The 13790-nt window shown below is 69.4% G+C and carries 8 protein-coding genes; 6 read left to right on the forward strand and 2 right to left on the reverse strand.

The genetic code is table 11. The features are described 5' to 3' along the window. Positions 1–14 precede the first annotated feature (14 nt). Genes ACAG26_RS12015 through ACAG26_RS12035 form a run of 5 tightly spaced genes read left to right on the forward strand, consistent with a single transcriptional unit; the run spans position 15 to position 5641 of the window. Positions 15–434, forward strand: a complete 420-nt coding sequence (locus ACAG26_RS12015) for an MmpS family protein (RefSeq protein WP_370482442.1) — start codon at positions 15–17, stop codon at positions 432–434. Further along, positions 434–3463, forward strand: coding sequence for an RND family transporter (locus ACAG26_RS12020; RefSeq protein ID WP_370482444.1), 3030 nt, complete (start codon positions 434–436; stop codon positions 3461–3463). The genes ACAG26_RS12015 and ACAG26_RS12020 overlap by 1 nt, the downstream gene beginning before the upstream one ends. 35 nt (positions 3464–3498) lie before the next feature. After that, complete coding sequence (locus ACAG26_RS12025; protein WP_370482724.1) at positions 3499–3879, forward strand: hypothetical protein; 381 nt, start codon at positions 3499–3501, stop codon at positions 3877–3879. A 5-nt stretch (positions 3880–3884) separates the two neighbouring features. Then, on the forward strand, positions 3885–4766 hold the full coding sequence (locus tag ACAG26_RS12030) for an SDR family oxidoreductase (RefSeq protein ID WP_370482446.1): 882 nt from the start codon (positions 3885–3887) through the stop codon (positions 4764–4766). Beyond that, entirely contained in the window at positions 4763–5641 is an 879-nt protein-coding gene (locus ACAG26_RS12035; RefSeq protein ID WP_370482447.1) for an SDR family oxidoreductase, read from the forward strand. The genes ACAG26_RS12030 and ACAG26_RS12035 overlap by 4 nt, the downstream gene beginning before the upstream one ends. A 14-nt stretch (positions 5642–5655) precedes the next feature. Here the strand turns inward: ACAG26_RS12035 and ACAG26_RS12040 are convergent, their stop codons facing one another. Beyond that, positions 5656–6321, reverse strand: coding sequence for a dienelactone hydrolase family protein (locus tag ACAG26_RS12040; protein WP_370482726.1), 666 nt, complete (start codon positions 6319–6321; stop codon positions 5656–5658). A gap of 254 nt (positions 6322–6575) precedes the next feature. On the opposite strand from ACAG26_RS12040, the gene ACAG26_RS12045 reads away from it, so the two are divergent. After that, entirely contained in the window at positions 6576–11657 is a 5082-nt protein-coding gene (locus ACAG26_RS12045) for a beta-ketoacyl synthase N-terminal-like domain-containing protein (protein WP_370482450.1), read from the forward strand. 12 nt (positions 11658–11669) lie between these two features. Here ACAG26_RS12045 and ACAG26_RS12050 read toward each other — a convergent pair whose 3' ends face one another. Then, a complete protein-coding gene (locus ACAG26_RS12050) occupies positions 11670–13781 on the reverse strand; it encodes a hypothetical protein (protein ID WP_370482451.1) in 2112 nt (703 codons plus the stop codon). Positions 13782–13790: the final 9 nt, after the last annotated feature.

Genomic DNA, 13790 nt, shown 5'->3' on the forward strand with positions numbered 1-13790 from the left:
CGATTTTCGGAGTCTTGAAGCGACTGTGGATTCCGCTGGTGGTCTTGGTGGTGGTCGCCATCGGCGGACTGACCGTTTCGCGGCTCCACGGCATCTTCGGGTCCGAGGAATACCCGTCCTACGTCGACACCAACACCGACGGCGCCAAACCGGTCGATCCCAAGCAGCTGACCTACGAGGTGTTCGGGGCACCCGGGACCGTGGCCGACATCAGCTATTTCGACGCCAACGCCGACCCGCAGCGCGTCGATGCGGCGCACCTGCCGTGGTCGGTGACGATCACCACCAGCTCGGCTGCGATTCTGGGAAACGTTGTGGCACAAGGTAACAGTCACAGCATCGGGTGCCGCATCCTGGTCAACGGCGAGGTCAAAGCCGAACGAACCTCCAACGAAGTGAACGCCTACACCTTCTGTCTGCTGAAGGCCGGATGATGACTACCGAACGCACCGACAGGCCATTCCTCGCCCGCACCATCCGCATGGTCTCGGCACCCATCATCCTGGCGTGGTTGGTGGTCGCGGCGCTGCTGACGTTCGCGATTCCATCGCTGGAGCAGGTCGGCAAGGAGCGCGCCGCCCCGATCATGGCCGACGATGCGCCCTCGGTGCGGGCGATGAAGCGGATCGGCGAGGTTTTCCAGGAATCGGAATCCGACAGCACGGCGATGATCGTCTTGGAAGGTGATCAGCCCCTCGGCGACGCCGCCCACCAGTACTACGACCTGCTGATCCGCCAGTTGGTCAACGACCCCAAGCACGTGCGGCACGTCGAGGACTTCTGGAGCGATCCGCTCACCGCGGCCGGGGTGCAAAGCGCCGACGGGAAGGCCGCCTACGTCCAGGTCAATCTCGCCGGCAACGAAGGGGAGGACCTGGCGAACGAATCGGTACGGGCCGTGCAGGGCATTGTGGCGCGAACGCCGGCCCCACCCGGGGTCAAGGCCTACGTCACCGGGTGGACGCCGCTGATCACCGACGAAGACGAAAGCGGCAACAAAAGCGTGCTCAAGATCACCGTGGTCAGCATCGCGGCGATCTTCACCATGCTGTTCTTGGTGTACCGCTCGGTCACCACCGTGGCGTTGCTGCTGGCCATGGTGGGCGTCGAGTTACTCGCGGCCCGAGGGACCGTCGCGTTTCTTGCGCTGCACGGGTGGTTCCGGCTGTCCACGTTTGCGGTCACCCTGGTGGTGGCGCTGGCGATCGCCGCTGGAACCGACTACGGGATCTTCTTCTTCGGCCGCTACCACGAGGCGCGTCAGGCCGGCGAAGACCGGGAAACGGCCTACTACACGACCTACCGCGGCGTCGCCAAGGTGGTCTTGGCGTCCGGTTTGACCATTGCTGGGGCGGTGGCCTGCCTCAGTTTCACCCGGATGCCGTATTTCCAGACCCTGGGCGCCCCCTGCGCCGTGGGCATGGTGGTGTCGGTGGCGGTCGCGCTCACCTTGGTGCCGGCGGCGCTCGCGGTGGGCGGCCGGTTCGGGCTGTTCGACCCCAAGCGCACCGTCCAAGTCCATGGCTGGCGACGGGCCGGGACCGCGATCGTGCGCTGGCCCGCGCCCGTCCTGGCCGCGACGATCGCCGTCGCCCTGATCGGGCTGCTGACCCTGCCGGGATACCGGGCCAGCTACAACCTGCTGAAGTATCTCCCGCATAACCTGCCGTCCGGGCAGGGATTTGCGGCCGCCGAGCGACATTTCTCCCCGGCCCGAATGATGCCCGAACTCCTGATGGTCGAAACGGACCGCGATTTGCGCAACCCGGCGGACTTTCTGGTCCTCGACCGGCTGACCAAACGCATTTTCGGGGTCGAAGGGGTGTCCCGCGTGCAGGCCATCACCCGGCCGGAGGGGACACCACTTGAGCACTCCTCGATTCCGTTTCAGCTCAGCATGCAAAACGCCGGTCAGCTGCAAAACATGAAGTTCGAGAAGGACCGCATCAACGACATGATGACGCAGGCCGAACAACTGGCGGGCACGATCGCGGCGATGCGGCGGATGCAGGGATTGATGGGGCAGCTCACCGGCACCACGCACGCCATGATCGGTAAAACCCATGAGATCGTGTCGGTCACCGATGATTTGCGCGACCACCTCGCCGACTTCGACGATTTCTGGCGGCCCATCCGGAACTATTTCTACTGGGAGCAGCACTGCTACGACATCCCGATCTGCTGGTCGCTGCGCTCCCTCTTTGACGCGATGGACGGTGTCGATCAGCTGGACGAGAAACTGCACCAACTCACCGACGACTTCGATCAATTCGATGTGCTCATGCCGCAGCTGAACGCGCAGTTCTCCCCGATGATCGCGACGATGGAATCGGTGCGGACCATGCTGTTGACCATGCACAGCACCATGTCCGGGATCTTCGAGCAGATGGAGGAACTCAGCGGCGACGCGACCGCGATGGGCAAGGCGTTCGATGCGGCCAGAAACGACGATTCCTTCTACCTGCCGCCGGAAGTCTTCGCAAACCCCGACTTCCAGCGCGCGATGAAGTTCTTCCTGTCCCCGGACGGCAACGCGGTCCGCATGATCATCACCCACCGCGGTGATCCCGCCGCGCCCGAGGCGATCTCGCGGATCCGCGCGATCCGGACCGCGACCGCCGAGGCACTCAAGGGGACCCCGCTGGAACACGCCAAGGTCTACCTGACCGGCACCGCGGCGATCAACAAGGACCAGCGCGACGGGTCCAGCGTCGATTTGCTGATCGCCGGGGTCGCGTCGCTGTGCCTGATCTTCATCATCATGCTCATCATCACCCGCAGTCTTGTTGCCGCGGCGGTGATTGTCGGAACGGTGGCGCTGTCGCTGGGCGCCTCGTTCGGACTGTCGGTGCTGGTCTGGCAGTACCTGCTGGGCATCGACTTGCATTGGCTGGTGCTGGCGATGTCGGTGATCATCCTGTTGGCGGTGGGGTCGGACTACAACCTGCTGTTGGTTTCTCGGCTCAAAGAGGAACTCGGCGCCGGGATCAAGACCGGCATCATCCGTGCGGTGGGCGGCACCGGCAAGGTGGTGACCTCGGCGGGCCTGGTGTTCGCGTTCACCATGGCGTCGATGGTGGTCAGCGATCTGCGCATCATCGGTCAGGTGGGCACCACCATCGGTCTGGGACTGCTGTTCGACACCCTGGTGGTGCGCGCCTTCATGACGCCCTCCATCGCCGCGTTGCTGGGCCGCTGGTTCTGGTGGCCGCAACGCATCCGACCCCGCCCGGCCAGTTACCTGCTGCGGCCATACGCGCCTCGGCCCGTGGTCCGGCGCTACCTGTTGCCGCAGGAACCGGTCCTGGCCGGGGTCATTCGGTCCGGCGCACCAGCGCGGGCCAGCGCCAGATCGACACGGTTCCGGATGCGCAGGTGGCTAGGGATGCCGCTGGCCATCGGGTTGCTGATCGGCGTCGGGGGACTGACCGTGTCGCGGCTGCCGCGGCATCTTGGGCTCTGAGAAGGGAAGGAGCGAACGTGAGCGTGCGACCAACGCTGGAACGATTATGGATACGTGCCGCCGCGCCGGTATTCAACGCGCCGGTGGCCGCGGTGGCCACCTCCCCGCGGCTGGGCGGCATGGTGAACCGATACCTCACCCGCACCAACACGCTGACCATCCTCAGCTATACCGGACCGCGTTCCGGGCGGCGGTTCAGCACCCCGGTGACCTGCCGCCGCGCCGGCGACGAATTCGTCATCGACGTCTGGATCCCCGAGGCGAAGACCTGGTGGCGGAACTTTCTCGGCGAGGGCGGGCCCCTGACGTTGCGCCTCGACGGCACCGAGCGCGCCGGGCACGCCGTGGCCCGGCGCGACCAGAACGGACGCGTCACCGTCGCCGTCCGACTGACCGACGCAGCGCCGGAAGGCTAGCCGCCATGAAACCTGTGCATGCACCAGTCATCTTCATCACCGGTGGTGCCGGTGGAATCGGGGCGGCGCTGGCCCGCCGACTGCACGCGGCCGGCGCCACGGTGGTCTTGACCGATGTCGACGACGCACCGCTGGCCCAGGTGGCCGCGGAGCTCGGCGGCGGCGAGCGGGTGCTGACGGTGACCGCCGATGTGCGCGATCTGCCGGCGATGCAGTCGGCGGCGGATGCCGCGGTGCACCGCTTCGGCGGTATCGATGTGGTGGTCGCCAACGCCGGAATCGCCAGCAATGGTTCGGTTTTGCAGGTCGACCCGGCGGCGTTCAAGCGGGTTCTCGACGTGGATGTGCTCGGCGTGTTCCACACCGTGCGGGCCACGCTGCCGGCGGTGCTCGAACGCCGCGGCTATGTGCTGATCGTGTCGTCGCTGTCGGCCTACGCCGCGTCGCCGGGCAGCACCTCCTACGACACCGCCAAAGCCGGCGTCGAGCACCTCGCCGACGGGCTGCGGCTGGAATTGGGGCACCGCGGCGTGGCCGTCGGCTCGGCTCACATGTCCTTCATCGACACGGCCCTGGTCCGTGAGTGCCGCGACGAATTACCGGCGTTCGCGGCGATGCTGGCAAAGCTGCCGTGGCCGTTGAGCAGCACCACCTCGGTGGACAGCTGCGCGGCGGCGTTCGTCAAGGGCATCGAGCGCCGCCGCAGCCATGTGTACTGTCCGGGCTGGGTGCGGGTATTCCGGTGGCTCAAGCCGGTGTTGTCGACCGGCGTGGTCGAAGCGCTGGTCCGCAGGTCCACGTCGCAGCTACTGTGCCAGCTGGATACCGAGGTCGCTGCGCTGGGTCGCTGTACCAGCGCCCGGGTCGAAGCACTGGAGAAGCTATGAAACCTGTGAGTTCCCAAGTTGTTTTCATCACCGGCGCCGCCGGCGGTGTCGGCACCGAGGTGGCCTGCCGCCTGCACCGTAAGGGCGCCAGACTACTTTTGACCGACGTCGACGAGCCGCGGTTACGCGAGCTGAGCGCTGAACTCGGCGACGAGCGGGTGATGACGGTGGTCGCCGACGTGCGTGATCCCGCGGCGATGCAAGCCGCCGCCGACCACGCCGTGGAACGGTTCGGCGGCATCGACACCGTGCTCGCGAACGCCGGCATTGTGAGCTACGGCTCGGTGCGTCAGGTCGATCCGGACGCATTCAAGCGGGTGATTGACGTCAACGTTCTCGGGGTGTTCCACACCGTGCGGGCGGCGTTGCCGTCGGTGATCGCTCGCCGCGGCTACATCCTGATCGTGTCCTCGTTGGCGGCCTACGGGGCGGCCGCGGGGATGGCGTCGTATAGCACGTCGAAGGCCGGGGTCGAGTACTTCGCTAACACGCTGCGCCTTGAAGTCGCCCACCTGGGCGTCGATGTCGGCTCTGCGCACATGTCCCTGCTCGACACACCGCTGCTGCGGGACGCCAAGGCCGATCTCGCGACGTTCCGGGAGATGCTGGCCGCCCACGGGCCGGGGTTCACGGTGACGTCGGTGCAGGACTGCGGACAAGCCTTCATCAAGGGGATTGAGCGCCGCAAACATCGCGTCAATTGCCCACGGTGGGTTGGCGCGGCGCGCTGGCTGCGTCCGCTGTTGACGTCACCGGTGGGGGAGTATTCGATGGCGAAGTCCGCGCGGGACATACTGCCGCGGTTGGACGCCGAGGTGGCGGCGTTGGGCCGCAATATGAGCGCTCGCAGTGACGCGCTGGTCAAGCGCGGCTGAGCGGGCGTCGTGGCTTAGGTCGAGACGCTGGCCCGCAGATGTTCGTCGAAAAACGCGAACACCCGGGTCCAGGCGTCCTCGGTGGCGGCCGCGTTGTAGCCGAATCCGGTGATGCGGGCCAGGGTTTGACCGGGAATGTCGTTGGCGAAGCTGTGCCCGGCGTGCGGATAGGTCTTGATGTCGGCGGTGATGCCGTTGCGCTCGACAGCCTTACGCAACCGCCCCGGTGCACCCACACCGAGCGGATCCAGTCGGCCGAAGCTGGCCACGATCGGGCAAGCACCGTCCAACACCTCGGCGAGGTTGCGGGGCAGCGGCGTGGCGTAGAACGGCGCTGATGCGCTAAAACCTTTGGGCGCCATGACTAATGCGAACTGGCCGCCCATGCAGAACCCGGCGATGCCCACCTGGCCGGAGCATTCCGGCATCGACCGGAGATGGTCTCGAGTGGCGAGGATATCGTCGAGGGCGCGGCCTTGTTTGGCCAACAGGTCCCGAAACACTCTGGTGACGCAGCGGATTCGACCGCCGTGGGCGAACAGGTTCGGGGTGGCTGCGAGGTATCCGGCCGCAGCGATCCGTTGCGAGATCGCCTCTTTGTCCTCGTCGGTAGCGCCGATCGGCGGGTGGATCACCACTACACCGGGGCGGGGGCCTTGTTTTTCGGGCAGGTCCAGCATGGCATCGATCGGGCCGCCCGGGGTTTCGATGTTGATTGTCGTTGTCACGCCACCCATCCTAGAAAGCGTGTCCGTGAATTGATGCACGTAATTACTACTCTATTTGTGTGCCACCACTACTCTATTCGGCTCGCAGAACGCCGATCACGCTGTGCGGGGCATAGGCTCCTGCGCATAACGCGCACGCGGGGGGCGTGGCCGTGCTAGCGGGCAAGCTGGCTTGCTGTGGATGAGATTCGCGACTAGGTGGTCAGATGTTAAACGAGAGTCGACTGGTCGCGCCGGCGACGTTGCTGCACCTGATGAGGCATCGGGCCGTGCGGTATCGAGACAAGATGGTGTTCGACTACGCCGACTTTTCGAGCGGCGGCGCAGAACACCATCGGCTCAGCTACCACAAGCTCGACCTGCAGGCCCGAGCAATCGCGGGCGAATTGCAGCGACAGGGCGCCGCCGGCGAGCGGGTGTTGGTGTTGTGCCCCTCCGGGGTGGACTTCATCGCCGGCCTTTTCGGGTGCATCTATGCCGGTGCCGTTGCGATCCCGGTGCACCCGCCGGTACGGACCCGAGTCATCACCCGTGTCGCATCGATTGTCGCCGATGCCCAAGCGGGCGTGGTATTGACCACCGCGGATTCGCACGCGGAACTCAAGGCCGCGATGGACGGTATGGCCGACACGGCCGCCCTGCGGTGGTGTACCACCAACGTCGACGAGGCCGACACCGCCGCCCACTGGGTAGCCCCCAATCTCGACCCGGATGCACCGGTGCTGGTGCAGTACACCTCGGGTTCCACGAGTTCGCCGAAAGGTGTTGTGCTGACCCATCGCAACCTGCTCGCCAACCTGGAGGCCATCCGTCGCGCGATCGACGGGAACGAGTCCACCATTGTCGTGTCCTGGCTGCCGCTGCACCACGACATGGGTCTGATCGGGGCGATGCTGGGCACGCTGTACCTGGGCGGCAGCTGTTATCTGATGCCGCCCGAGGCGTTTATCCAGCACCCGATGCGGTGGCTGGAAACGCTGTCCGCATCCGGCGCGAACGTCAGTGTCGCCCCGAATTTCGCCTACGACCTGTGCGTGGAACGCAGCAGCGCCGCCGAACGGGCGGCGCTGGATCTGTCGCACTGGACGACGGCGATGTCGGGTGCCGAACCGGTGAATCCCACCACCTTGCAGCGGTTCGCCGAGGCGTTCGCCCCCGCGGGTTTCCGGGACACCGCGTTCCGGCCGGTGTACGGGCTGGCCGAGGCGACCCTGCTGGTGACCGCCGGGGCCGAGACCGCCGAACCGGTGCAGCGCCACGTCGACCCCGTCGCGTTGCGCGACCACCACGTCGTGGACCTGCCGTCCGAGCACCCGGGCGCGGCGACGCTCATCGGGTGCGGCACGGTGCAGCATGGGGTGCAGGCGGTGATCGCCGATCCGGTCACGCGGCGGCAATGCCGCGCCGACGAGATCGGGGAAATCTGGGTCGCCGGAGCCAGCGTCGCGCAGGGCTACTTGGGCAAGCCGACCGAAACGGAGGAAACCTTCTCGGCGTACCTGTCCGACACCGGGCGCGGACCGTTCCTGCGTACCGGCGATATGGGATTCCTGCGTGACGGCGAACTGTTCATCGCGGGACGGCTTAAGGACCTCATCATCATCCGCGGGGCGAACTACTACCCCAACGACCTCGAAGCCACCGCGCAGGACAGCCACCCGGCGCTGTTGCGGGGCCGCGGGGCGGCGTTCGCGGTCACCTCGGCATCCAACACCGCCGAACAGCTCGTCGTCGTGCAGGAGGTCGACCGCGACCGGATCGCCGACGTCGACGCGGTGATCGACGGCATCCGGACCGCGATCACCGAACGGCATGAAATCCAGGTGCACGGGGTGGTTCTGGTCGAGCCGCTGCGGATCCCGACCACGTCGAGCGGAAAGATCCGGCGACGCGCCTGCCGGCAGCGGTTCCTCGACGGCGCTCTGGAGGTGTTCGCCCAGTGGCATGCTCCCACCGCGGGGGATTTGCCGCCACCCGCAGCGCCCGCCGACGTGGCGGCACCCGAGGCCGAGCGCACCGCCGAGGAGATCACCGCCTGGGTGGTCACCGAGTTGGGCGCGGCGCTGGGGCTGGCGCCCAGTGAGATCGACCCCACCCAACCGTTCGCGTCCTACGGGCTGGACTCCGTGCACGCCATCTGGCTGACCACCGCGTTGGAAACCTGGCTGGGCCGCAAGCTTTCGCCGACCCTGGCCTACGACTACCCGACGATCGAGCGGTTCGCCCGGCACCTGGCCGGGGACACCCACACCACCGTCGCGCAGGCCGACGGCGCAGCCCCGGCCGCCGCCAGCGACGAACCGATCGCGATCATCGGCCTCGGCTGCCGGTTCCCCGGCGCCGACGGGCCGGCGGCGTTTTGGCGGCTCCTCGCCGACGGCACCGACGCCGTAACCGCCACCCCGCCGCACCGCTGGGCGCTGGACGCGGGTCGCGCCACCCCGCGGTGGGGCGGGTTCCTCGATCAGGTCGACCAGTTCGATCCGCAGTTTTTCGGCATCTCGCCGCAGGAGGCGGCGTGCATGGACCCGCAGCAGCGGCTGCTTCTTGAGGTGGCGTGGGAGGCGCTGGAAGACGCCGGGCAGGTGCCGGATCGATTGGCCGGCAGCCGCACTGGTGTGTTCATCGGTATCGCCACCAACGACTACGGCGCCCTGCGGCGGGGCGGGCCGGCGCTGCTGGACGGCTACACCGGAAACACGTTGAGCGTCGCCGCCAACCGGATCTCCTACCTCTGCGACTTCCGCGGACCGAGCATGGCGATCGACACCGCGTGCTCCTCGTCGCTGGTCGCCGTGCACCAGGCCTGCCGCAGCCTGTGCGACGGCGAGTCCACCCTGGCCTTAGCCGGCGGCGTCAACCTCGTGCTGTCGCCGCGGATCGACGCCGACCTCGATCAGGCCGGCCTGCTGGCGGCCGACGGCCGCTGCAAGACGTTCGACGCCCGGGCGGACGGATTCGTCCGGGGCGAGGGCGCCGGGATCGTGGTCCTCAAACCGTTGAGCCGAGCGTTAGCCGACGGCGACCCGGTCTACGCGGTCATCCGCGGCAGCGCTGTCAACCAGGACGGGCGCAGCAACGGGTTGACGGCCGCCAGCCGCGCGGCGCAGGAAGCCGTCGTCGCCGAGGCCTACCGACGCGCGGAGCTGCCGCCCGGTGCGGCGCAGTATGTCGAAACACACGGCGCGGGAACATATCTGGGCGACCTCATCGAAGCGGAGGCGCTCGGCACCGTCCTGGCGCAGGGCCGCGGGCCGGATGACCAGTGCCTGATCGGATCGGTCAAGACCAACATCGGCCACCTGGGGGCGGCGGCCGGGGTGGCCGGGCTCATCAAAGTCGCGCTGGCACTGCATCATCGGGCGATCCCGCCCAGCCTTAACTGCGCGGAACCCAACCCGCACCTCCCGCTGGACAGCTTGCGCGTCGCGCAGCAGCTGGTCAGCTGGCCGGACCACGGCGGCCGCGCGGTGGCCGGGGTCAGCGCATTCGGCTTGGGCGGCGCCAATGCGCACCTGGTGGTGACCGAGGCACCGCAGGTCCGCGTCGCCGCGGTCGACGACCAGCAGCTCAAGCGTGCCGAACTGCTGCCGCTGTCGGCCCGCTCGGCGCCGGCCCTGACCGAACTGGCCGGCCGGTACGCGGCGGCGCTGCGGGCCGGAACCGCCCCCGCCGAGCTGTGCCACACCGCCGGCGCGCGCCGCGGCCACCACGACTATCGGTTGGCCGCGGTCGGCGGGTCGGCCGCGGAGCTGTCTGCCGCGCTGGACGCCCACCAATCCGGGGCGCCGCACCCCGGGCTGGTCACCGGCCGGTGCCGGATGGGCCAGCGACCCGGGGTGGTGTTCCTGTTCTCCGGCCGGGGCTCGCAGTGGCCGGGCATGGGCCAGCGGCTGGCCGCCGAGGAGCCGACGTTCGCGGCGGCGCTGGCCGCCTGCGAGAGCGCGCTGCGCCCCCACCTGGCGGCACGGCGTGCCGAGCCGGCCGATACGGCGTGGTGGCTCAACGACATCGGCATCGTCGGGCCCGCGCTGTTCGCGGTGCAGGTGGCGCTGGCCGCGCTGTGGCGGTCGTGGGGCGTGCAGCCCGACGCCGTGCTGGGGCACGGCCTCGGCGAGGTGGCGGCCGCGCACGTCGCCGGCACCCTCAGCCTCGACGACGCCGCCCGGGTGGTCTGCGCGCGGGCCGGGGGCAGCGCGGACCCGGATGGCTCACAACAGCTTCGGGACGAGCTGGCCGGGCTCTTAGACGCCGGTCGCGACACCTTCGTGGAGATCAGCCCGCAGCCGATCCTGCTGGACGCGGTCCGCGACGAACTCGGCACGGCCGGCGTGTTGTTGCCGTCGCTGCGCCGGGACGCCCCGGAACGCGCCACCATGCTGGCGTCGCTGGCCGCCCTGTACACCCGCGGTCAACCGGTGGCCTGGCAGGCGCTGCACCCCGCCGACACCCGATGCGGGGCAGCGCCCACCTACCCGTGGCAACGCACCCGCTGCTGGATGGACAGCACCGGCCCCACCGGCGCGGGCACCGGCGCCGCGGCGCCGGCGTGGCGGACCGTGCGGTCGGCCGCTGACCCGCAGACGGTGTTCGTCGAGACCGACCTCGGACCCGAGCAGCTGCCGGTGCCCACCGACCGCCCCGACGCGGCGGTGGCGCCGGCGGCGTCGCTGCTCAAGCTGGTGTTGAAGGCGGCGGCCGCCGCGTTCGGCGCAGCGCCCCGGGAGGTCCGCAATGTCGCCTTTCACCAGACCCTGGAGCTCACCGACGGGTCCCCGCGGACCGTGCAGGTGGTGTTCCGCGGGGATCCGCCGGAGCCGGTGTGCTTTGAGTGCCACGCGGCCGAACCCACCGAGCCCGGTGCGCCGGGCTGGTCGCTGCTGGCCAGCGGCGCTGTCGCGACCGCGGATCCGGACAGAGCCGCCCCGGACCCGCAGCTGTGCGAGAGCACTCGGCTGCGCTGCCCCGACACGATTGCCGGGCCGGCGTTCTACCGTCAGCTGGCGGCGCACGGCCTGCGGTACCCGCCGGGGATGCAGCCCGTGCAAGAGGTCTGGCGTCGCGACGGCGAGGCGACCGCCCGGCTGACGCCCGTGGCCGCCGACGGCGACGATTTCGACGCCACGTTGGTGGACGCCTGCGTGCAGGTGCTGACCGCGGCCCTGCCCGCCACGCCCGACAGCTACCGGCTGGTGGGGCTCTCCGAACTGCGGGTCCATCGCCGGCCGGAGGGCGGCAGTGCCTGGTGTCACGCGGTGGCGCACACCGGGTTAGCCCCGGAGGGGTGAGCCGGTGTGCGGTCAGCCCAGCAGCGTGCTGACCGCGGCGGCCAGGTCGGGGGAGCCGGAGCTGGACAGGTTGCGGTAGCTGCCGCCGGACAGCTGCGCGACGGCCTCCCAGGTGGCCCGGTCGGGGTCACCGCCGAAGTCGATGACGTTCACCGCGACCGGGCGGGCCGGGTCGGTGGCCCCGCGGATGTAGTCCTGCAAGCCCGGGCCGTCCAAGGTGCGGTCGGTGTGCGGGCCGGCGGTGATCACCAGCACCGAGTTGGTTTGTCCGTCACGAAAGTTGGCCAGCGCGTCGCCGTACACCATGCGCAGCGTGGTGAACGACACCGCACCGCCGGACGTCGCGCTCAACCCGTCCAAGGTGCCGGTCAGCGCGTCGGTGCGGGGCCGGCCGTCGACGTCGTCGGCCAGCGGGCCGCCGGCCACCACCGACTTGCCTTCGGTGCCGTTGAACGTCCACAACCCCACCGCGGCGTTGGGCGGCAGCGCCTTGATGCGGTCGTTCAGCGCCGCCGCAACGTTGGCGAGCCGGGATTTGCCGCCCTCGTCGGCGGTCAGCGACTGGTCGAGCATGATGGTGACCGCCGGCCCGGCGGTCGGGGCGGTCAAGGTGGTGGCCAGCGTCGCCCGCAGCTCCTCGTCACCCACCGACAACGTCGACGGCAGCGCGGCGAAGCTGGTCACATCGCTGTGCGGCGGGCTGACCCCTTCGACCCGGAACCCGGCCTTGGCCAGGTCGGCCAGCTGGTCGGCCTTGCGGGCGAACCGGGCGAATTCGCTGGCGGCGCTGACCTGCTCGGGCGATAGCCACGAACCGCTGAGCAGCACCAGCGGATAGTCGGCGACCGCGGCCGGTCCCGGCGGCAGCCACGACGTCAACGTGTCCCCGGCATCCGAGAGCGACTCGCCGCGGGCGAACAGCTGCTGTTCGGTGGTGACCACCGCGTGCACCGGGGCCGCGGCGCGATCCCCGGGCCGCAGCAGCGCGTTCATCGCCTCGGCCACCGTATCGTCGGCCAGCTTGGGCTGCCCGTCGACCAGGGTGCGCACCGCGCCGGTGCCGGCGCTGGCCGGGGCGCCGCGCGGCGCCGAGGCCGCGGCCACCGCCTCGGCGGCCAGGAACGCGGCGTCACTGTTGTCGGTGAGCGGCAACGCCAGCCGCAGCGAACCCCAGCCGGGCAGCTTCAACCCGGCCAGCGCGTCGGGTTTGCTCTGCAGCTCCGGCAGCGACGCCCAATTCTGGTTTTCCAGCGCCGGTTTGAGTTCCGGTCGGATCGCCAGCAGCACCGGGGAGGTGACCAGCGAGCGGCTGTCGGTGATGGTTTCGCGGCCGGCGACGGCTTGCAGCCGCGCCGAGGACACCGAGCTGCCCGGGATCCACAGCGCCGGCCGATCCCCGAGCTTGGCCGGCCAGTCGCCGATGAACCCGCTGACCACGGCGTCGGCGCCGGCCGACTTCACGGTCACCTCGACGCAGCGGTCACCGACCGGTTTGGCCGAGTCGTTGAACCGCTCGGCGAAACCTTGGATGCGGTCGGCGATCGCCGGGTCGGCGACGACCGCGACGGTCAGGTCGCCTTCCACGCAGCGCCCGGCGGCCGCGTCGGAGCGGTGCGAGAGGGTGTGCCCGAAGAATCGCCACAAGATGACGGTGCCCACCACCAGCACCACCGCGACCAGCGCGGCGATCACCCCGAGGCTGACCCCGCGTCGACCGCCCTCGCTGCGGTGCCCGCCGCGCCACTCGCCCATCCCGCGCCGACCCGCGCGGACCGCGACCCGCCCGGTCGGCGGCTCGTCGTCGGCCTCCGGGACCGGCTCGTCGAGGTCCTCGTCGGCGTAGTCGTCGTAGTCGCCGTAGTCCTCGTAGTCGTCGTCGAAGGGCAGCGCGTGGCCGTCGTCGTGGTAGCCGCGGTGCGGCGGGTAGTCGCCGGGCTCGGGGTAGCCGCCGGTGGCAGCGAAGCCGGGGGCCTCGAAGTAGTCGCGGCCGCGGTGCTGACCGCCCGAACCCGCCGACGGCCCCGGACCCGGTTCGTCGTCGAGCGCGTCGTCGTAGGGCTCGTCGCCGAACGGCTCGTCGGCGTACTCATCATCATCCGGCCCGGGGATGCTGTGCCTACCCATGGCGGTGTC

It is taken from the genome of Mycobacterium sp. pUA109, assembly GCF_041287095.1.
GTDB lineage: Bacteria > Actinomycetota > Actinomycetes > Mycobacteriales > Mycobacteriaceae > Mycobacterium.